Source organism: Sinorhizobium meliloti (assembly GCF_017876815.1).
GTDB classification, from domain to species: Bacteria; Pseudomonadota; Alphaproteobacteria; order Rhizobiales; family Rhizobiaceae; genus Sinorhizobium; species Sinorhizobium meliloti.
The window spans coordinates 254,656-274,794 of sequence record NZ_JAGIOS010000003.1 but is presented as its reverse complement, the minus strand read 5'-3'; the positions used below and the strand labels follow the sequence as shown (position 1 = coordinate 274,794).

Genomic DNA, 20,139 nt, shown 5'->3' with positions numbered 1-20,139 from the left:
CGGAGTGCAAGGTTCTTCAGCATACTCCAGAAGTCTCTAGGCCGCACGCCCCCAAGCAAAAAGGACCGCATGACGTCGTTCGAATGCGTTCACCTGCTCTTTGCGGCTGCTTCATAGCTTCACGGGGGCAAGCGGCTTGCGCGCCGGACCATGAATGACCGACCCGTCCGATGCGAAGATCGAGCCGTGGCAGGGGCAATCCCAAGTCCCATCGGCGTTGTTCCACGTCACCGTGCAGCCCTTGTGCGTGCAGGTTGCGGACACGGCGTGGAGGGATCCTTCGATATCCCGACACACCGCGATCTTGTCGTCACCCCTGAGGATCACTCCGCCTTCGCCCGGCGGGATGTCGTCGGCACGTCCGACGATTGACTGGCTTTCGCCGTTCTGGTGATAATCCTTGGGGTAGGTCCGGGTCGGATTGTAAAGCCTCTGCCATGGACTGGACCGGCCTTGGATCGTGTCCGCGATCATCATGCCAGCTGCGGTCCCATTGCTGATGCCCCAGGCATTGAAGCCAGTGGCGATGTGGAAGCCCGGAGCGTTGTCGGGATCGGGTTCGCCGACAAAAGGCACTCGATCCGCCGTGTCGTAGTCCTCATTGCACCAACGCCAGGCAACATCGCCGACGGGCAGGTTCTTTCGCGCCCACTCTTCCAGGTCGACGAATCGTGCCGCGACGTTCCCATCCTGACCGGTGTTGAACTTGGGGCCTAGCACGACAAGCAGAGGACCTCTGTCATCCCGGCCGGTTCGTAACGAGTGCATGGGATCATCAATACCGATGAACATACCATCAACGACGAGCGGATCATCAACGCGGAAGGCCATTGCGGTATGACACCGCGGCTGCGTTCGGTTTGCCATCCCTACCGGGCTCTTGACGGTCATGTTCGTCGCAACAACCATGTTTTCCGCGTGAACTGTCCCGTAAGCGGTAACGACGCGCCACCGGCTCGCCTCGCCTATCAGGATCGCGCGGCTGTGTTCGAAGAGGCGGCCACCCCGGTTCGCAACGGTATGCGCCAATCCGACAAGGTATTTGGCCGGATTGAATTGCGCCTGGTCGGCAAAACAAAGCGCGCCGACCGTCTCGAAGGGAAGCGGTGCGCGGTCGAGTACCTCCGCCTGCAGCCCGACTTGCCGTGCAGCCTCTGCCTCGGCCTCGATCTCTTCGCGTCCTTTCGAGTTCGTGGCGTAGGAGTATGCATTCTTGCATTCCAGATCGCAGGCGATCCCATATTCCCGGATCCAGTCCTTGATCAGTTCGACTCCTGCCGAATTCGCCTCGGTATAGTTGCGCGCCGTGGGCAGACCGCAAGTGTCGACCAGATGGCGGTAGATCAGCGCGTGCTGCGTGGTGATCTTTGCTGTCGAGCGGCCGGTCACCTGTTGACCAATCTCAAGCGCTTCGACAAGGATCACTGAACGTCCCGCCTCAAGGAGGCGCAGCGCTGTGGTGAGCCCGACGATCCCGCCTCCGACGACAACGGTTTCGGCATGTACCGAACTGTCGAGTTGCGGATAGCCCGTTCGGTCGGCGGTGGCCACCCAGCAGCTTCCGCGATTTCCCGGCAAGTTGACCATCCACGCGGCGTCCTGCGATTGCATGTGATTTCGATAACCACAGCCGTTCGCGAATGTTCCGGACCGAACTCTACAGAAGGGCGCAGCCCCTACAAACGCTATCTCTTAAAATCAACTATCATAAATGGCCGAGCACGTTCGGGGCGCGTCGTTGTGAGCACGGCGACACCACATGGGCATCTACACCGATATCATCTTGCCGAAGCTCTGTGATCTTTCGATGCGCCATGACGACCCTATCGAGAGCAACTGATCGGCGTGGCGGAGGACGAGTCGTTGAGGCCGAAATCGGTTCGGGCCTTAACCTGCCCTTTTACCGCCCGCCTGTGCGGGAAGTTCTCCCACTTGAATCGGCCCCAAAGCGTCTAGCGATGGCGCGTCGAGTGCCGGATCCGGGAATGCCCGTCAGCTTCATCGAGGGGACGGCAGTATCCATCTTTCTCGACGATCAGAGCGTCGACACAGTCGTGATCGCCTGGACCTTGCGCACGATCCCGGGCGGTCGCGGCGATTGCAGAAATGCGGCGCGTACTCAAATCTGGTGGCAAGCTGCTGTTCGTCGAACATGGATTGGCACCCGATGCCGGTGTGCGCTGATGGCAGGACCGGCTCACACCGATCTGGCGTCGCATTGGGTGGAGACGGGTTACATGGCGCGCCCGAAGCCGATGATGTTCAGGTATGAGGGCAGCGCACGCACGAGGTGACGACGATCAATAGGGCGGGCTGAGCGGTGCACAACTACCATGGTGCGGTGCGACGCGACCCTTTGATCACAGATCGAGAACATCCTGCGGTATGCTGCGGAGGCCCGCGTGAACATCGCCTGAAACAACGCCTCCAAGTACCCGGCGGCTGGGAATCTCCGAGAAAGCCCCTCCACCATATTGAACTTGTCGTGACCTCCGTAGCAGGGAGCAAACCTCTTGCTCGCGAACCACCTGAGGCGCATGATTTCGCTGACGGCAAACTGTACGGGGACGCTTGCTAGAGGTCAGTTCGAAGAGGTCGAGCCATGTTGCAGTCTCACGATCATACAGATGCGGTTCTGCCTGCCGGCGTCAATTTGTTGGATGAAGTTCGCCTTGGCATGGCTCGCAGTCTTAGGAGCACGGCTGCGTTTGAGGGTTGACCTTGAAAAGGCTAGCCTTGCTCGTCTCGCAACGGCTTGTCTCCCCAGTTTTACAATAATCTTTGAAGTCGAAAGAAGCCCGGACCTTTGCGATCCGGGCTCAATCAATGTTCAAACTGTATTCTCATGCAACATCAAGCATCGACACCGCAATATTTCTTCCCCCTCGCCAATACAGAAAGTTCTAAGGGCAATTCAGGAAAGATGTGCCGCTGCAGAAAGGATCTTACCCAGTAGTCTTGCAGAAGCAATAAGAAATTAGGGGCCCAATGATTCATCATACTTTATGTACTCTGGCCTGGTAGAGCCCTGTCGCAGCCGCACGCCTCAAGTGTCGTTACTACAAGGTCGGCGCTGCTGCTGCCACCGATGAGATCATATCAGCCTGGGCGCAAGCCTATGGCAATCCTGCGGGCATTCCGGCCGGGATGGAGAGTGCACTCTATGAGCGCTCAGTAGAGCGGCAGGGTGGTGTGACCGGTTGGCGCCAATTCATTGTCCGTGAAGAAACAGCCGCAATGTCAGAGGCCGGCGATCCGGTCGTAGCTAACGCAGAAAGCCTCACAGTTTGATGAGGCCGAAATTTTGACTCGGCCGGCGAAGATCATGCGAAGTGTGCGGCGTTGATCCGGATCGTTCAACGCGCAAGTCCTGTCAACAGTGGGACACCGGCGTATTTCGAATGTCCGGGGAGGAACCTATGCGAGAGCCCTAGCGACCGCTCACCACAAGCTGTTCGCCGATCGCGCCGCCGCTGCTATTCGCTGAAACAGTAACAATGCCACCAGAATAACTGTCTTCTCTGCCAACTCGCCAGTGCCGCGTCAGGCCTGGCAGCACATAACCGACAAACCCTTCTCGGCGGGCAATGACTGCACTGCCCTGCGCCAGCGTCACATCGGACAGTCTCAGCCTGCTCGCCCCCTTATTTTCGACCACGAGCATAAGCCAGCCATCGGAGCGCGTTAGACTCAATTCAATCTCCGGCCCAAGGACGTCCGGCGGACGGAAAAGGACTGGCAGAACGTGTCGGGCTGAAAGGCTTTCGGCCTCGGGCGTGTTCCGTGTTGGATCAGCCTCATCGATCACCACTCGGTAGCCCTCCTCAGAGCGTAGCGGTTCCTTGCTGACGCGGACCACGCGGACGGCGCGGTTGCCGTTCGGCGACAGCTGCGCTGATATCGGGCTTGCGACCACGTCGCCAGTCGGCTCCAGTTTCTCTACCCCGCCTTTTTGGCTCCAACGGAAGACCCGCACCTTTATGCTAATCGGCCGGTCCATCTGGTTTCTGAGGTGGAAAACCGCTGCTCGATCCGGTGCAACACGCTCGATGGAGGATGGCGAAATCATGAGCGAAGTGGCATTGGCGGTGAGGGTGTACAGTAGGAGCAAAGCAACTGCGCCGGTGCTCTTCAGTATGGAAGTCATGGCGATCTCCTGTCCATTGGTCAGCATGGCTTCTGTGCGAGACCCACACACCCGAGAAATTGTCATACAACGACGCTCGACGCCAGCATCCTATATTTGTGGCGAAAGGTATCGAGACATCCACGTGGTAGTCCACTATTTCTAGGTTCGTGCAGCACTTGGCCTCTGAATGAAATCCGACCGGATCGGGAGAAATGCCCCACACGCCACTTATCGCTACCCTTGTTGCCGGCCTTGGGCTTGCCTTCATTCTCGGCACGCTGGCGAACCGACTTCGCCTGTCGCCGCTAGTCGGTTATCTCTTGGCAGGTGTCTTGATTGGTCCGTTCACGCCCGGCTTTGTTGCAGACCAAGCGCTGGCGCGCCAACTCGCCGAGCTCGGTGTAATCCTGTTGATGTTTGGCATAGGCTTACATTTCTCCTTGCACGATCTACTTTCGGTACGGACGATCGCGGTTCCCGGGGCCTTCGGTCAAATGGCTCTGGTGACATCGCTTGGATTCATCGTCACGCAGGCGATCGGATGGCCGATCGGAGCTGGCCTCGTGTTTGGATTGGCCCTGTCAGTGGCGAGCACGGTTGTGGTTCTCCGAGCTTTGCAGGAGAAGCGACAACTGGAAACCGATGGAGGGCGTATTGCCGTCGGATGGCTCGTCGTCGAGGACGTCGCCATGATCCTCGCGCTCGTATTGTTGCCAGCCTTCGCCGATGTCCTCGGCGGTACTGCGAACCGGGCGGAACCAGAAAACAGCGGAATGCTAACATTTTTTGAGCCGCATACGATTTCGGGTGCGCTCGGACTTACGTTGGCCAAGCTCGCCGCCTTCTTTGCGCTCATGGCAATCGTCGGCCGGCGTGTCATTCCCGCGATTCTTCACTACGTAGCTCATACGGGCTCGCGAGAACTTTTCCGTTTAGCCGTGCTCGCGATTGCCCTCGGAGTGGCTTTCGGGGCCGCGGAACTCTTCGGGGTCTCATTCGCTCTCGGCGCCTTTTTTGCGGGAATGATTCTCGCCGAATCGCAGTTGAGCCAAAGGGCCGCTCAGGAGACGCTTCCGTTGCGCGACGCATTTGCCGTGCTCTTCTTTGTCTCCGTAGGCATGTTGTTCAACCCCATGATTTTGGTTGAGCAACCGCTGCTCGTCGCTGCAACATTCCTGATCATCGTAATTGGCAATGCTGCAGCCGCATCCGCCATCGCGGTCATGTTCGGCTATTCTTTGCCCATAGCCGTGACACTCGGCCTGAGCCTGGCACAAATAGGCGAGTTCTCCTTTATCCTTGCGGGGTTAGGTGTTGAACTTAATCTCCTTCCAGAGACGGGACGTGACCTGGTACTTGCCGGAGCGATCCTTTCGATCCTCATCAATCCGCTTTTATTTGCCGGATTGGATCGGCTGATGCCACGGCTCGAAAATCGGGCGCCAGTCAGGACGGAAGAAGAAGGCCGGATCGACATCACACCCAAACTGACAACTACCAGCCTTACTGACCATGCAATCCTTGTCGGCTATGGACGCGTGGGACGCTTGGTCGCCGAGACATTGCAGAACGCAGGGCAGCCATACCTGATCGTCGAGGAACGGCAAGTGGTTGCTGATCAACTACGCGCCGGCGGCGTTGACGTCATTTCAGGGAACGCCGCTCAGCCAGGGCTACTCGAGGCCGCCAACGTTAACTCGGCTAAGTGGTTGATCAGCGCTATTCCGAATCCATTCGAGAGTGGCAATTTCATCGAACACGCCCGCGCCACCAATCCGAAGTTAGAGATTATCGCTCGCGCCCATTCCGATGCCGAGGTCGAGTACTTAAAGAGATTGGGCGCAAATCTGATCATAATGGGCGAGAAGGAGATTGCTCGGAGCATCTCGGAACATATCTTGAGCAATATCAATGCACCTGACACCACCACCCCTAGCGATAGCGAATCCCGCCTCACGTCCGAGTAGCCTTGTAGGACCTTCAGTTATTCCCGCGCCTTGGACAGGCTTGTCTCCCCGAGGCGGTCGTTCTGAGAAGTCAGTTCTGACCAATGGCGATGACCAGCCAGACGGCGGACGGCGTTCTACTCCTAACTGCTGCCGATTGTAGGCGCATCGCACCGGCCGCGGGCCGACGTCGCCAAAATGGAGCATCGGCTCCGCTGATATTGCAGCAATTGGTTGTAGGTGTTGGTGGTTCCGACGGCGCCGTTGCCGATCCCGCGTGCATAAGAGCCTCCAGCATGTTCAAGCTTCCATTAACCTTGAGGACAGGAATTCGATGAAACGCTGGGTCTTGGCCGGAATGAGGCGTGTTTCGGTGACGGCGAAAATGCTGACCGCCGAGCCCTGCCACTCGGGCAGAATGCGTCGGAGACGGCCGAATGCCACGTCCTCAGCAACGATCTTCTCGGGGAGCAGGGCGATACCCTGGTGGTTGACGGCCAGGGCACGGATCATCCCGACGCTGTTGAGCGTGAAGCGGCCGCGAACGGCGACATCGACCTTGTTTATCCCCTGGTGCAAACTCCAGATCGGGCTTCGCAGCATGCCGATGCATTCATGTTCAGCCAGTTCCGCCGGTGTGGCGGGCTCGCCGGACGCCTCGATGTAGCCAGGAGAAGCATAGAGGTGACGCGAATGCCGCCCGATCAGGCGAGTGATCAGACCGGAATCTTCGAGTTTGCCTATGCGGATCGCCACATCGAATGGCTCGGCGACCAGATCGACCCGGCGCGGGGTCAGATCAAATTCGAACGTGATGCCGGGATAGTGCCGTGCGAACTCGCCGATGATCGGCGTAAGGTAAAAGGTAGCGAGATCGACCGGGAGCGAAACCCGGAGGACACCGCTGGGCTGGTTAAGCATCGCGCCGAGCTGTTCGTGCGCGAGCCGAGCCTCGTCGACGATCCGCTTGCTTCGTTCATAATAGAGCTGACCGGCCTCGGTGAGCTCTATCTTGCGTGTCGTGCGGTGAAGGAGCCTCAAACCGATCGCCTTCTCCAATTCGCTGACACGTCGCGACAGGGTGGAGTTTGGCATTCCGAGAGCCTCCGCAGCCTTCCGAAAGCTTCTGGCTCTGGCGACCTCCACGAATAGTGCCATGTCGTTCAAATGTCTCATGTGACTGCGCCATAGATGGAAAACTGATTTCAACTTTGCCGGATTTATCCTTAAATTGGAATAGTGGACAAGGGCTCTAGCAAATGGAGATCCCGATGAATCCCATGTTCACCTCTGTCCGCGTCGGCCGCTACATGCTTCCCAACCGGTTGGTCATGGCACCCATGACCCGCAGCCGCGCCGCCTTCGATGGTACGCCAGGAGAGCTGGCTACCGAATATTATGTCCAGCGCGCCCGCCTCGGCCTGATCGTCACTGAAGGCACCCAGCCCTCGGATGACGGCCAGGGCTATCTCACCACACCGGGCATCTACACGCCTGCTCACATCGCCGGCTGGCGGAAGATCACGTCCGCTGTGCACGACAAAGGCGGCCACATCTTCATTCAGCTGATGCACGCCGGGCGTATGTCGCATCCCGACAACACGCCGCATCATCGCCAGGGTGTCGCACCGTCCGCGATCGCGCCGGGAGCGGGCATGTTCACCGCGACAGGGATGCAGGACATTCCCACGCCGCGCGCGCTGACGACCGAAGAAGTGCGCCGGACCGTCGCCGAATTCAGCCACGCGGCCCGCTCGGCGATCGAGGCCGGCGCCGACGGTATCGAGATTCACGGCGCAAACGCCTACCTCGTCCAGCAATTCTTCGCGCCGAGTGCCAACACGCGCACGGACGAATATGGCGGTTCCATCGAGAACCGCGCCCGCTTCGCCATTGAGGTGGCCACGGCGATCGCCGAGGAGGTCGGTGCGGACAGAACCGCAATCCGACTGTCCCCCGGCACGGCGTTGTGGGGGATCGACGAAGGCGCCGAGGGGCCGGACCTCTACCGCTATCTCGTCGCCGAACTCGACAAGCTCGGGCTCGCCTATGTGCACATCTTGCACCAGAGTAACGAGCCGTTGCTTGCCGATATCCGCAAGCTCTGGCGCCAGCCGCTGATCCTCAACCGGCCGGGTCGTCCGCGCGGCCAGATCGGCGCAGACGTGGCCTCCGGACTGGCCGATCTCGAACCCTTTGGTCAGATGGTTCTCGCCAATCCGGACTTCGTCGCGCGACTGAAGGCTGATGCGGCGATGAACGAGTCAGATCCCAAAACCTTCTACGGTGGGGCTGCAAAGGGTTACATCGATTACCCTGTCCTGAGCGCCCGAACCGATACCAGTTCATGACCGGAGATTTTAAATTGACCCAATCACCGCATCCCTCGGATAACGAGGTGCTTGCCGACACCGCAAATTCAAGCGCCGCGGCGAAAAAGAAAGTTCTGGTCGTCGGCGCAACAGGCTTCCTCGGAACCAAAATTCTCCGCAACCTGGCGCATGATGCGAGCGTTGCCGTCGTTGCGATGTCGCGTAAGGGCGCCCCCTCAAATGAGAGCGCCGACGTCGAATGGGTGCGCGGCGACATGATGGATCCAGGGTCGTTGGATCGTGCTTTGCAGGGTGTGGACGTCGTCGTCACCTCGGCTAACAGTTACATGAAGGGAAGCCTCGACACGGATTTCCAGGGCAACAGGAATCTAATCGAGGCGGCAGCAAGAGCCAACGTTGGCCGATTTGTCTTTCTCAGCATCGTTAGCTGCGAGGCCGCGTCACCAGTCCCGCATTTCCACGCCAAGAAAGTGGCCGAGGATCTGATCCAGGCCTCCGGGGTGCCGTACGTATTTGTCCGCGCGCCCACATTTCTCGATCAGAGTACGGACTTTATTGCGAAGGGTGCCCAAGCAGGCCGGTTCCTGGCGATGGGCGATAAGACTACGAGATGGTCCTATGTTCTCACAGATGATCTGGCGTCATATCTCGCCAAAGCCGCGACGTTTCCTGGCAGTGAGATCAACAACCAAACGATCGATGTCGGCTGGCGCGATGGCCCCAAGAGCCAGCAAGAGATTGCCGATCTCGTCTCCGAAATTGCGAAGAAATCTCTTAAGGTCCGGGTTGTGCCCTGGCTGGTTCTCCGCTTGCTCGTACACCCGGTAAAGCCGTTTTCCGAGCTTGGCTACGATCTGATCCAGATGTTGCTGTTCTTCAAGAAGGGCGTCTATGTTTCGAACATTTCGAAGCAAGAGCACTTCTTCGGACCCGCCCCTACATCCCGAGATGCGATCACGCGATGGGCGAAAAGCCAGCAACTAATTTCGTGATGCATAGTGTGCCGGCAGTTCAAGAGTAGCGAAATGGGCACCTGCCTTTCGGCCGAATTAGAAAATCATAGAGGAAGGACCTCTGGTGAGTGATCCGACAGCGCTTAAAAGGCCAGAGCAGGTAATTCCAGTGCGACGACTTTAAGTCCTCAAGCCAAAGCCAATTTGGCGCAGGACCCCTTGGTCAGCCGCCTCGGGCAGACGCGGGTAGAGCCGCAGGAGCTTTCGGAACTTGCGGATCCATGGTCGACATGACTCGGCCGCTTGCACCCGGGTTCCGAGGCTCCCTGGCTACCATTGCGTTGCCGAGCGGCGCAGAACTCCACCGAGCCATCCAAGGGCCGAGATTGCGTCGCCAGCGAGAGTATGGGGTTCGGGCGATACGCGCAGCTGTCAGCACCAACCAGTCTTACCTTCATCAAGCTCGAAGCAAAAAGCTCCAACCCTGGAATAAGCTCCTCGTCAAGTTGACGTCACCGGATGCGCCCGAGCGGGCTTCCGCCATAGCCCACTTGCGGAATGCAACGACAGACACGAACAATTCGCTATAGCGAGCTTTCGGCGTCGCAGTCCGCTCGCCCGAGCACCTGGAGAAGCCAGGCGAGACCGGCATCCATCAGCGCCGCCTTTGGCGTAACCGCCTGGATAGAGCTGATGGCAAGATCGAACGGCAGCCTTGCGGTGGCAACGGCGAAGCGCTCCGCATGCATCTCGATGAAGCGTTTCGGCAGTACGGAGACCAGTTCTGTTTTCACGATGAGATCAAGCGCCAGCATGAAATTCGGCACCGCTAGCGCGACCCGGCGGGCAAGGTTGCGGCTCTCGAGCAGCTGATCAACGAGGCCCCGGGGATCGCCTCTGGGGGCGACGAGCAGGTGCTGCATGCGGCAATAGTTTTCGAGCGTCGGGTTTTTGAGGAACGGATGGCCAATCCGAGCCGCCACCACGAATTCCTCTTCGTAGAGCCTTTGCGCGGCGAAGCGGGCCGGCAGCTCGTAAAAGGGCGCGACCGCGACATCGATCAACCGCTCATCGAGATCGGAAAGAGCCGACTCCATCTGCATGTGGCGCACGACGATATCGATGCCCGGCGCCTTGCGGGCGATTTCGTCAAGCAGCGGCGGCAGGAACACCGAGAAGCCATCGGCCGTACCGATGGTGAAGCGACGGCGGGTGTGTGCCGGATCGAAAGGCTCGGCGGTCGAAATGACGCTTCTCACCCGCGCTAGGATATCGGCGATCGGCGCCGCCAGCGCCCTGGCGCGCTCGGTTGGGACGACGCCCTTCGGCGTCTTGAGGAAGAGCGGGTCGTTGAGCAACCTCCGGAGGCGGCCAAGACCGTGGCTGACGGCGGAGGCGGAGAGGTTCAGCCGCTCGGCCGCGCGACCGACATTCCTCTCCTCCAGCACCATTTCGTAGAGCACCAGGAGATTGAGATCGGCACGTGATAGATCGATTTCATTCAGCATAATGATGAAGTTATATCACTTTATTCAGTATGAACAACTGCGTAGTTCTCTCTGCTACAGGCGAGGCCACGCGGTCTCCACCGAAAACGCTACGGAGGAAAGATATGAGCGATTTCACCTGGTACATCGAATCCCTCGCGCTGCGCAGCCTACCGGCGACCCAGGCGCAAAGCCCCGCGGCGGCGGATCCGGTCTTCAACAGGCGATTGCGCGAAGCACTTGCGGCGCCGGCTGAGGCGGCGGCAGTCATCGATTTCTGGCGCGAGGCCGGGCTGACGCGTTGGTTTGCCAAGGACGCCGAGTTCGACCGCGCCTTTCGCGATCGCTTCCTCACTGCCTACGAAGCGGCGAGGCGCGGCGAGCTTTTTAAGTGGACCGCTTCCCCGCAAAAGGCGCTGGCGCTGCTAATTCTCCTCGATCAATTCCCGCGCAATGCCTTTCGCGGCACGCCGCGTATGTACGACACCGACCCCCTGGCGCTTGGCGTTGCGCGGGCCGCGGTCGACGCTGGTAACGATCTCAAAGGACCGCCCGATCTGCAGCTCTTTTTCTATCTCCCTTTCGGCCATTCTGAAAAGCTCGCCGATCAGGAGCGATCCGTCGAGCTCGCCGGACGCCTGGGAGAGCCGAGCCTGTCCAACGCAAAGCGCCACCACGACATCATTCACCGCTTCGGGCGATTCCCGCACCGCAACGTCATTCTTGGGCGGATGATGACGGAGGAGGAACAGCGGTTTTTGGACGAGGGCGGGTTTGCAGGATAAGGACGTGCTTGCAGGCCTCGACCCAGACGCCGACGGAGTTAGCCGTTCTGAACCGCGACGTGCGTTATCTCCGCAAAGCGACTTGTTCCCAAATCGGCGGGTGGGAGGCGCCCGCCTGATTTGCAGGTGCATGTCGGCGCCTACGCTGTGGGCACCGTCCCCCCATCAATCGTGTATTCGGCACCGGTGATCGAAGCGGCGCGATCCGAGGCGAGGAATGCGATCAAGTTTGCGACCTCTTCCGGTTTTGCCGGACGACCCAGCGGAATGCCGCCCAGTCCGTCCATGATGATCTTTTTGCCGCCCTCAAGGTCCGTTCCGGCCTGCTTCGCCAAGCGCTCGGCGAGGCGAACCGAGGCTTCCGTTTCGATCCAGCCCGGCGACACCCGGACGACCCGGACACCCTTGGGCGAAACTTCCTTTGACATCGCCTTGCTATAGGTCGAAAGCGCAGCCTTTGCTGCGGCATAGGCTGTCGTCGATTCCGGAAGCGGCAGTACTCTCTGGATGGATGTGACATGCACGACGACGCCGCTTCCTCGGGCAACCATGTCCGGAACCAGTTGCCGGTCCAATCGAACAGCCGCGAAGAGGTTGAGCGACAGCTCCTTGTACCAGTCATCATCCGATAGCGCCGAAAAGCCGCCCCCGGCGGCTGACGAGCCGCCCAGCATATGGACGATGACGTCGACTCCGCCGAGGCGTTGACGCGTGGCCTCGGCGACGATTGCACATCCTTCCTTAGTGGTCAGGTCCGCTTCGACGAACAGCTCTTCCGGGAGGCCTTCTGGACGCGCCCGCGCTGTCGTCAGCACCTGCGCGCCGAGTTCCAGAAACAGACTGACGGTCGCAGCGCCGGCACCCTTGGTTCCAGCCGTAATGAGGGCTCGTTTGCCTCTGAGGTTGAGAAATTCGATCATCACTGGATCTCCAGCCTGGCGATCCTGCCATCTTTGATGGTGAAGGAGTAGGTGAGGGTCACCGGGCTGCCGGGAAATCGGCCGCTCACCTTGGCTCGGACGAGTGCTTTGTCGCCGTCGACCGTGGATTCCAAAGGTTCAGCAACGTACGAAGCCGCCTTCTTCGCAGCCACCCACCATCTGAGGATTGCGACGACGCCTTGATGGCGAGCGCCTTCGTCTTCGACGACGGCGTCGGGCGCAAAGGTTTCCGACAGCGCATCCGTGTCGTTGCAGCTGTCGGCGTCGAAGTACATGTTCACAATATCGGGCAGATCCATCGTGTTTCTCCTCATGAACCGACCCACAAATTAGCCCTCGACCATTGCATGAATAAGTGGGACAAACTGGCATGCGGCATTGAACAGATCGGGACAATGGAACAAGCCAACCTGAAGGAACTTGAAGCCGTTATCGCTATTGCCCGGCGCGGGACATTTCGCGCCGCGGCCATCGATCTCGGCATGTCCACGACCGCGCTGAGCCACACAATAAGCAGGCTTGAGGCAGCGCTGGGCGTGCGATTGTTTAACCGCACTACGCGCAGCGTATCGCTGACAGATGCAGGCAGACTCTTTGTGCAGCAGGTCGCGCCTTCACTCCAGGATCTCTATGCCGCTCTGGATTCAGTGCGCTCGCAACGCGAAACACCTTCAGGAACAATACGGATCAACGCGGCGCCCTTCGCGGCGCGCGCCATCATCTCACCACTCGTGCTTCAGTTTCTGCGCCGCTATCCCGACATGAATGTCGATATCGTCACTGAAGGAAAGATGGTCGATATCGTCAAGGACGGGTTCGATTTGGGCGTCAGGGTTGCAGGTCTCGTTCCCAGCGACATGATCGCCTTGTCGCTCGGCCGGCCTCAGCGACACGCCGTTGTTGGTTCTCCTAAGTACTTCGAGCAACATGGCAAGCCCATCGTTCCTCCGGATCTTCTCAATCACAGGTGCATTCGCGTTCGGCTGCCTGACGGCTCCCTGTTTCGATGGCGGTTTGAAAAAGACGGCGAAACGTTGCAAATCGATGTGCGGGGGCCAATCACACTCGATGAGGCCAGCATCGTGAGGACTGCGGTGCTTGAAAGTACCGGCGTGGGCTACACCATGGAACAGGAAGTTCTCCCGGACATCAAGGCGGGGCGTCTCGTCCGTGTCCTCGAAGACTGGACGCCGCCGTATCCCGGGCTTTGCTTGTACTATCCTGGGCGCCGAAATCTATCGGCCGGAATCAGAGCGTTCTTGGAACTAGCGCGTGAGTTCTCGCGACGCGCGGCTGAGTGACTCGCTCACAAAGCGCGCCTTTAGACCAATGGCCTCGCTCTTGAGCAGATTCGAACCTGCGACCAATAGGTGGCGCACAGATTTGAGAATGTGATTTCGATAATTTCAAGCCGTCCGGCGATGAACAGATTGGCTCAATGACTCTGTCTTTCTTCGGTATCAGCCTTAGATGCCCGACCTCTTGCTCACATGATGCGTGATGATTGATGCGCGATGAGGCAGACATGAGAACGACCCTTTCGATCGAAGACGATGTCCGGATCGCCGCGAGGGCAATGGCAACCCAGCAACAGCAGCGTATCGGCGAGGTCATTTCCGAACTGGCGAGAGCGTTCACGGAGCCGGCCGCGCGGCCGCGGCGAGCGTGATAAAATTCCTCTCCTGTCGCGTCGGTCGGACGCACCCCCCGTGACGCTCGAGATCGTCAGCGCCTTGCGTGACGAACGGCCGTGACTTTCTGCTCAACGTCAATGTTCTGCCCTGATCGATCCGAGCCATATACGCTATGATAACGCGCACGAATGGTTCGCGGCGGTAGATCAGACCGCGTGGGCCGCCTGCCCCCATAACCGAAAAAGGCGTCACCCGGATCGTCGGCAAATTGCGGTCGCTCCCCGGTCATAGTTGTTGGCCGGAAGATGTGAGCGTTGTCGGGTCAGGCAATGCCGCTCCCACGAAATCTCTAACGTCCGGGCAGGTAACTGACACCCATCTGCGTACGCATGCGAAGGAGTGTCGGTCAGCTGGCGACATTCGATCGCAAGCTGTCAGCAGCGCCGGTCACCTGATCACCGCAAACAGGTCCTGAGGCCCCGTCGATATATGATGCGGTCTTTTCAACACAGGACGGGAACAGTCCCGCTCTTCGCCCAATACCGCCGAAAACTCCCACCGCCCGCCCCGGTCCGCCGAAGTAAACTGCGACCCAGAGCTCTGACACCGCGCAGCTGAATCGGTGGCTCAAATTTAGACCTTCTCGCCGGTCTAGACCGGCCCTTGCCCACCTGGAGCAGCTAACGCTGCGCCGCCGCATCCCGCATGTCCTTCCCAGGATGCTTTCCAGATTATACGGCCGATATTCGCAGACGACTACAGGATGCTTCCGAATAGGGACGCATAGACAATCACTGCAATCGCCAGAGTAAACGCAAGTGCTACGAACAGCCGCGAGAAATCATAGGTATAAAAGCGGGCGGGAATGAAGCTTTTCATTGCGGTCTCCTGATTTCTGTCTGATTGAGATGTCCAAAGCGCGGCGGCAACCGTGCTTCAGGATAGTGATCGACTGCAACTCGTGCTGACCTTGCCCAGGACGTCCGCTGGAACTTGGATATCCGCCATAATGACTGCTACGAGTTCGTCGCGCTTCGCACGGTTGTCGTAGCCCTTGAGCGCCGCGAGGTCGGTGCTGCTGGCAGTAGCCATTCGCCCTGCCGCAGTTGAGCAGATTCCCGAAAGTGCATCCACTCTGGCCGTCTCTGCCGCCAGGGTGCTGGCGTTGGTCGTGGTAATCCATCCGGCATTGAAACCGATGATCGGCGCAGCGATAAGCCCAACGACTAAACCAATCGCATAGGGCTTTGTCCGTTCAAGAATTTGATCGAGTGTCATGATTTCATTCCCTCTAATCAGGTTGACTATCGGGATCGTTGCGGGCCCTCGCTCAGACCAGGAGCCAATAGCAATCCAGATTTTTACAGTGCGCTCAAAAGCCAATAAAGTAAACAAATACTATCGATCATCGACGAAATATATTTGTTAATCGATTACCGAATATTTTTGAAAAAAATTCAACGTCGCGGCGCCTCAACATGAATCTCCCTCAGAACGCAAAGATTTGTCTCGATATAAAATAAGAATTTTCTGAATCATGGTGCACTCATCCTCAACTTTTACAGATCGATTGGGATTCCTTGGGTGACTTTTTGTATTGATGAATATGGCGTGAATGCTTGAGAAACTAGAGCACAACAAGTAGAAGCCCGACGAACGTGATCCGGTCCAGTATGGCACGATATCTCGCTTGGCGGCTCTTCGTTAGTTTCAGCAATTTTTGTACGCCACCCGCGGTCTGCCCCTTTCGAAACTGGCTGGCGGCGAGCCATGCGATCTCAAAGCGGCCGCAAGGAATGGTGCCGCCGGCTTACTCCTCCAACTACGAGCCAAGCCACGGCGAATAGTGCAATGATAGCCGAGAATTATTATGCCAGCGAGGTTGAGCGAGTGGATACGGGGCTGCCTCTGTCTTTTTCACTCAACCTAATTGAGAACGGTCTGTCCGCCCCCAGGCCCACTGTCGGCCCTATAGTCATGGCGGCCGGGTCTTTGCAAAGTACGAATAACTAAAGTGATTGGACCAGAGAGGTCTAGGGGGCTATACCCGGTGACCCATCAGAAGTATTGAAGACGCTCAAGGATGTGATTGTTTTTTAGAGAGGAGTTCGCTCGACGGGCTCCTTTTGCGGTCAACACCAAAGTACCCCTTTAAGTATGATTAGAGAGGTGCCTGAGGGCATCGACATCTCCATACCGTTTCCGATTGCCAAATCGTGGACGTTCAGCTGGCCGAAGCGAACCGGGCGCAATGGCACGGCTGCCGCCCACGAGAGGCGGTTGTTTCATAATGAGTTTCCTTGAAAGTGTTGAACAGCCGCCAAGGTGGCGATGATCAGCTCGACATTGGGGTGCGTGGCGGGCGCTCAATGCTATAGGCCGGTCCTTCCCTCAGGCTAGTCTAGCGGTCGCCGGGGGAAACTTCGGGTCGACGGGCAGCGGAGTTGCAAACGCGCCCGCCGCCACCAGCTCGGTCTTTTCGTGGGTATGGTCGGCATGGTGGTGGTCGGGAGCCGTGCTCGTGTTGCCGAGGAAATCGAGATCATCGTGCGAGTGGTCGCCGTGCTCATGGGAATGACTGTCCACCGCGACCATCTTGGTCTGAGCCGAATGCTGTAGCGGCGAGTGCGTGGCAGGTGCGCAGTACGCGTAGAAGAGCATAGCGATGCCCGCCGCGAAGGTGGTGAAAAGAGTCGGCAGTCTTTGGCGCCTTCAGAGCATCATAGGTGCACTGATAACCGTGTTCATAAAGTCGAACAAAAATCGCTCTATTGATTTATCCTTACCAGGGGGATAGGAGAGCCAATATGACCGAGCACAAACACGAAAGCCATCCCGAGATCGTCAAGCGGCTGAAGCGGGCCGAAGGGCATCTGAAAAGCGTCATTGCGATGATCGCGTCGGGGAGGCCGTGCCTTGACATCGCCCAGCAGCTCCATGCTGTTGAAAAGGCGATCGCTCAAGCGAAACGGACACTCATCCAGGACCACCTCGACCATTGCCTCGAAGAAACAATCGGCGCTCTCCCCCGCGACCGACGCCAATCGATAGATGAGTTCAAGTCGATCACCAAATATCTCTGAGGCGCTCCCGACATGCTGCAGGTCCTTGCCAACCGCACCTATCGCCGCCTGTTTCTGGCACAGGTGATCGCACTTGTTGGCACAGGTCTCGCTACCGTTGCGCTCGGGCTCCTGGCCTTTGACCTCGCGGGGGCGGACGCCGGGGCGGTGCTGGGCACGGCTCTCGCAATCAAGATGATCGCCTATGTCGGCGTTGCACCTGTGGCCGCCGCGTTCGCCGAGCAACTTCCCCGTCGTTCGATGCTCGTTTGCCTCGATCTCGTACGGGCAGCCGTCGCAGTATTCCTGCCCTTCGTGACCGAGGTTTGGCAGGTTTACGTGCTAATTTTCGTACTGCAATCGGCATCCGCCGCCTTCACGCCGACTTTCCAGGCTACCATTCCAGAGGTCCTGCCGGACGAAAAGGAATATACGCGCGCCTTGTCGCTTTCGCGGCTTGCCTATGATCTCGAAAGCGTCGCAAGTCCGATGCTGGCGGCCGCGCTTCTGACCGTGGTCAGCTTCCACAGCCTTTTCGCCGGAACAGTAGTCGGCTTCCTCGCATCGGCGGCCTTGGTTGTCTCGGTCGTGCTGCCGAGCCCCAAGGCGTCGGAACGCCGCGGCATCTATGATCGGACGACACGTGGCCTGCGCATCTATCTCGCCACGCCACGCCTGCGCGGCCTGCTAGCCCTCAATCTCGCGGTCTCGGCGGCAGGGTCGATGGTCATCGTCAACACCGTCGTGCTGGTGCAGGCAGAATTCGGCCTCGCTCAACGTGACACGGCCGTGGCGCTTGCGGCGTTCGGCGTCGGCTCAATGATTGCCGCCCTGCTGCTGCCGCGACTGCTCGACAACATGCCAGACCGCACTGCCATGCTGGCGGGGGCCGCCGTTCTCGTTGCAGGGCTGTTCATCGGCGTGTTCGTACCGAGATTCGCTCTGCTGCTGCCGCTGTGGCTGGCAATCGGCGTCGGCTATTCGCTTACGCAGACGCCATCCGGCCGCCTGCTGCGCCGTTCGGCGCATCCAGAAGACAGACCCGCGCTCTTCGCCGCGCAGTTCGCTCTGTCGCATGCCTGCTGGTTGATCACCTATCCGCTGGCCGGATGGCTTGGAGCCAAGGTCGGTCTGTCGACGACTTTTGCCATGCTTGGGGTGATTGCCGCCACCGCCATCTTGATCGCCACGCGAATTTGGCCGGTGCACGATCCCGAGGAAATCGAGCATGTCCACGACGCCCTTCCCGTGGACCACCCGCATCTCGTCGGTGCAACGCGGGTCGGCAACGGACACAGACACATCCATCTCTTCGTGATCGACAGCCATCATCCGGATTGGCCGACCGAGCAATGAGCGAACTCGCCGTCGATGCCGGGCTGTTCCTGATCGCACTGGCCGCCGCCACGATCCTGCTGATGCAGTCCGAAGCTGGCGGTCCTGCTCGCTGCCGGCTACACGCCTTGGCTGCCCCTCGCCATCGCGAGCCTCGGCAACGTCCTCGCTCGGTCGTGAATTGGCTGATCGACCGCGATAGGGAGCGATTCCGGCAAAAACGCTGGTTTCCGGTGAGCGATGCTGGACTTAGAGCAGCGCGCAGCACTGGTATCCATCGTTATGGAAAATGGTCGCTACTCCTCAGCTGGATGGCGATCATCGGCGATCCATTGACTGTGGCGGCAGCGTCATGAAAGAGCCACTAACGCATTTTGTCTTGTTGGTGGCGGTCGCCAAGGTGACACGCTACCTGGCCGTGGCGGCCGTTTCTCTGAACTGGGCGTAAAAGTTTGCCACAGGCGATCGTAGACATCCAGCGGGACATCTATCTCGCCTTAGCCGAGCATATCAAAACCATCGCGAATGGCGGTGGCTGGACGGACTTCCTGACCTTCCTGCCGATGGGGATCATCTTCGGCGCTGTGCATGCGATGACGCCCGGCCACAGCAAGGCTGTGCTTGCCACCTACCTGACCGGTGCGTCGGCCGGCATGCGGCGCGGGCTGGTGGTCTCCTTGGCACTGTCCGCCACGCATGTGACGATGGCCGTGGTCATAGCCCTGTTCTCGCTGCCGCTCGTATCGCTTATGCTTGGAAGCGCCGGGTCGGCGCCGCTGCTCGAGGACGTGAGCCGGGGTCTGCTCGGCCTCATCGGAGCCTGGATGTTATGGAGCGTCTGCTTCCGGCCGCCTCATGTCCACGGCGAAGGAGAAGGTGTTGCCGTCGGCTTCATGGCCGGTCTGATCCCCTGTCCCTTGACGCTGTTCGTCATGACCTTCGCAATATCACGCGGCGTACCCGGGGCCGGGATCATGTTCGCGCTCGTCATGATGACGGGTGTGGCAATCACCCTCTCGAGCGTTGCACTGGTGACCGTCTTCTTCCGGACGCGAATGGAGAAACTGCTGGCGACCCGGCACGCCCTCCTGGTCAAAATATCAAAGTTTGTCGAAGCCTTCACAGGTCTGATCTTAGTAGTCATCGCAATGCGTGAGATTTTCATCCGTTGAAAAAGGGTTAGCAGCAGCGGCTCGCGTCAGCATTCCTCCAGCGGCCTCAACCGCCGGAAACTGCATCAGCCACAGCAGATCGTAGACGATCTTCAACGCACCGCCGATGGCAACGGCCATGCTCGAAACGAGGCGGCGAAGAGAGCGCCCGCCAGGACTGGCCGCAGCGTGCTGTTCGTGAAGGACTTCTATGACGCTCTAGACAGCGAAAGTGAGATGGATATCAGCAGTCTGGTACATGGTGTGCCTGTCGTTTCGGATCTGGCGGACGCAATGCAGGTAATCGAATCCATTCGTAAATCGCCGGTTCACATGGTGCTGGCCCCACGAACCAGGGCCGCTGTCGAGATCGGAGAACTCGG

General features: G+C 58.9%; 18 protein-coding genes and 3 pseudogenes. 12 read left to right on the top strand and 9 right to left on the bottom strand.

The genetic code is table 11. From position 1 onward, the window contains the following. Positions 1 to 111 precede the first annotated feature (111 nt). Positions 112 to 1,611: an FAD-dependent oxidoreductase gene (locus JOH52_RS27795; RefSeq protein WP_017266584.1), complete on the bottom strand. Its 1,500-nt coding sequence runs from the start codon at positions 1,609 to 1,611 to the stop codon at positions 112 to 114. 148 nt (positions 1,612 to 1,759) lie between these two features. On the opposite strand from JOH52_RS27795, the pseudogene JOH52_RS36260 reads away from it, so the two are divergent. Further along, positions 1,760 to 2,294: pseudogene (locus JOH52_RS36260) on the top strand (class I SAM-dependent methyltransferase). A gap of 1,136 nt (positions 2,295 to 3,430) precedes the next feature. Here JOH52_RS36260 and JOH52_RS27785 read toward each other — a convergent pair. Continuing rightward, positions 3,431 to 4,147 carry a fimbrial biogenesis chaperone gene (locus JOH52_RS27785; protein ID WP_013845572.1) on the bottom strand — a complete coding sequence of 239 codons (717 nt, stop codon included), beginning with the start codon at positions 4,145 to 4,147 and terminating at the stop codon, positions 3,431 to 3,433. A gap of 194 nt (positions 4,148 to 4,341) precedes the next feature. Between JOH52_RS27785 and JOH52_RS27780 the strand changes: the two genes are divergently transcribed. Continuing rightward, the gene (locus tag JOH52_RS27780; RefSeq protein WP_010967838.1) at positions 4,342 to 6,096 is read left to right on the top strand and encodes a cation:proton antiporter domain-containing protein; all 1,755 of its coding nucleotides are present in this window, start codon (positions 4,342 to 4,344) and stop codon (positions 6,094 to 6,096) included. 279 nt (positions 6,097 to 6,375) lie between these two features. Here the strand turns inward: JOH52_RS27780 and JOH52_RS27775 are convergent, their stop codons facing one another. Beyond that, positions 6,376 to 7,251, bottom strand: a complete 876-nt coding sequence (locus JOH52_RS27775) for a LysR family transcriptional regulator (RefSeq protein ID WP_013845574.1) — start codon at positions 7,249 to 7,251, stop codon at positions 6,376 to 6,378. 83 nt (positions 7,252 to 7,334) lie between these two features. Here JOH52_RS27775 and JOH52_RS27770 point away from each other — a divergent pair, with 83 nt between their 5' ends. After that, positions 7,335 to 8,426 (top strand): alkene reductase, encoded by a 1,092-nt coding sequence (locus JOH52_RS27770; protein ID WP_017272383.1) that lies wholly within the window; start codon positions 7,335 to 7,337, stop codon positions 8,424 to 8,426. Further along, positions 8,423 to 9,400, top strand: coding sequence for an SDR family oxidoreductase (locus JOH52_RS27765; protein WP_010967841.1), 978 nt, complete (start codon positions 8,423 to 8,425; stop codon positions 9,398 to 9,400). Before JOH52_RS27770 ends, JOH52_RS27765 begins: the two co-directional genes overlap by 4 nt. 545 nt (positions 9,401 to 9,945) lie before the next feature. Here JOH52_RS27765 and JOH52_RS27760 read toward each other — a convergent pair. Next, positions 9,946 to 10,869 carry a LysR family transcriptional regulator gene (locus JOH52_RS27760; protein WP_013845576.1) on the bottom strand — a complete coding sequence of 308 codons (924 nt, stop codon included), beginning with the start codon at positions 10,867 to 10,869 and terminating at the stop codon, positions 9,946 to 9,948. A 104-nt stretch (positions 10,870 to 10,973) separates the two neighbouring features. Here JOH52_RS27760 and JOH52_RS27755 point away from each other — a divergent pair, with 104 nt between their 5' ends. After that, positions 10,974 to 11,633, top strand: coding sequence for a DUF924 family protein (locus JOH52_RS27755; RefSeq protein ID WP_014531451.1), 660 nt, complete (start codon positions 10,974 to 10,976; stop codon positions 11,631 to 11,633). A 140-nt stretch (positions 11,634 to 11,773) separates the two neighbouring features. On the opposite strand, the gene JOH52_RS27750 is transcribed toward JOH52_RS27755, so the two are convergent. Continuing rightward, positions 11,774 to 12,553: an SDR family oxidoreductase gene (locus tag JOH52_RS27750; RefSeq protein WP_013845578.1), complete on the bottom strand. Its 780-nt coding sequence runs from the start codon at positions 12,551 to 12,553 to the stop codon at positions 11,774 to 11,776. Then, positions 12,553 to 12,873: a nuclear transport factor 2 family protein gene (locus tag JOH52_RS27745; RefSeq protein ID WP_010967855.1), complete on the bottom strand. Its 321-nt coding sequence runs from the start codon at positions 12,871 to 12,873 to the stop codon at positions 12,553 to 12,555. Before JOH52_RS27745 ends, JOH52_RS27750 begins: the two co-directional genes overlap by 1 nt. A gap of 48 nt (positions 12,874 to 12,921) precedes the next feature. Here JOH52_RS27745 and JOH52_RS27740 point away from each other — a divergent pair, with 48 nt between their 5' ends. The 3 genes and pseudogenes from JOH52_RS27740 to JOH52_RS35395 all read left to right on the top strand — a co-directional run bounded on the left by JOH52_RS27740 (position 12,922) and on the right by JOH52_RS35395 (position 14,663). Further along, complete coding sequence (locus JOH52_RS27740) at positions 12,922 to 13,875, top strand: LysR family transcriptional regulator (protein WP_010967856.1); 954 nt, start codon at positions 12,922 to 12,924, stop codon at positions 13,873 to 13,875. Positions 13,876 to 14,099: 224 nt separating this feature from the next. Continuing rightward, positions 14,100 to 14,243, top strand: coding sequence for a hypothetical protein (locus tag JOH52_RS35400; protein WP_013845579.1), 144 nt, complete (start codon positions 14,100 to 14,102; stop codon positions 14,241 to 14,243). Between the two features lie 112 nt (positions 14,244 to 14,355). Continuing rightward, positions 14,356 to 14,663: pseudogene (locus JOH52_RS35395) on the top strand (PIN domain-containing protein). A 301-nt stretch (positions 14,664 to 14,964) separates the two neighbouring features. Here JOH52_RS35395 and JOH52_RS36000 read toward each other — a convergent pair. The 3 genes from JOH52_RS36000 to JOH52_RS27725 form a co-directional block, all read right to left on the bottom strand. Then, the gene (locus tag JOH52_RS36000) at positions 14,965 to 15,087 is read right to left on the bottom strand and encodes a hypothetical protein (RefSeq protein ID WP_003528336.1); all 123 of its coding nucleotides are present in this window, start codon (positions 15,085 to 15,087) and stop codon (positions 14,965 to 14,967) included. 57 nt (positions 15,088 to 15,144) lie between these two features. Next, positions 15,145 to 15,486, bottom strand: a complete 342-nt coding sequence (locus JOH52_RS27730) for a hypothetical protein (RefSeq protein ID WP_013845580.1) — start codon at positions 15,484 to 15,486, stop codon at positions 15,145 to 15,147. A 1,113-nt stretch (positions 15,487 to 16,599) separates the two neighbouring features. Continuing rightward, positions 16,600 to 16,869: a hypothetical protein gene (locus JOH52_RS27725; RefSeq protein WP_014531448.1), complete on the bottom strand. Its 270-nt coding sequence runs from the start codon at positions 16,867 to 16,869 to the stop codon at positions 16,600 to 16,602. Positions 16,870 to 17,015: 146 nt separating this feature from the next. Between JOH52_RS27725 and JOH52_RS27720 the strand changes: the two genes are divergently transcribed. From JOH52_RS27720 to JOH52_RS27705, 4 genes and pseudogenes are all read left to right on the top strand, one after another. Further along, positions 17,016 to 17,291, top strand: a complete 276-nt coding sequence (locus JOH52_RS27720) for a metal-sensing transcriptional repressor (RefSeq protein ID WP_010967860.1) — start codon at positions 17,016 to 17,018, stop codon at positions 17,289 to 17,291. Positions 17,292 to 17,303: 12 nt separating this feature from the next. Continuing rightward, positions 17,304 to 18,626 (top strand): MFS transporter, encoded by a 1,323-nt coding sequence (locus JOH52_RS27715; RefSeq protein WP_013845582.1) that lies wholly within the window; start codon positions 17,304 to 17,306, stop codon positions 18,624 to 18,626. Beyond that, positions 18,623 to 19,053 (top strand): annotated as a pseudogene (locus JOH52_RS27710) (YqaA family protein). The gene JOH52_RS27715 and the pseudogene JOH52_RS27710 overlap by 4 nt, the downstream one beginning before the upstream one ends. 4 nt (positions 19,054 to 19,057) lie before the next feature. Continuing rightward, positions 19,058 to 19,777, top strand: coding sequence for a nickel/cobalt transporter (locus JOH52_RS27705; protein WP_010967863.1), 720 nt, complete (start codon positions 19,058 to 19,060; stop codon positions 19,775 to 19,777). Positions 19,778 to 20,139 lie beyond the last annotated feature (362 nt).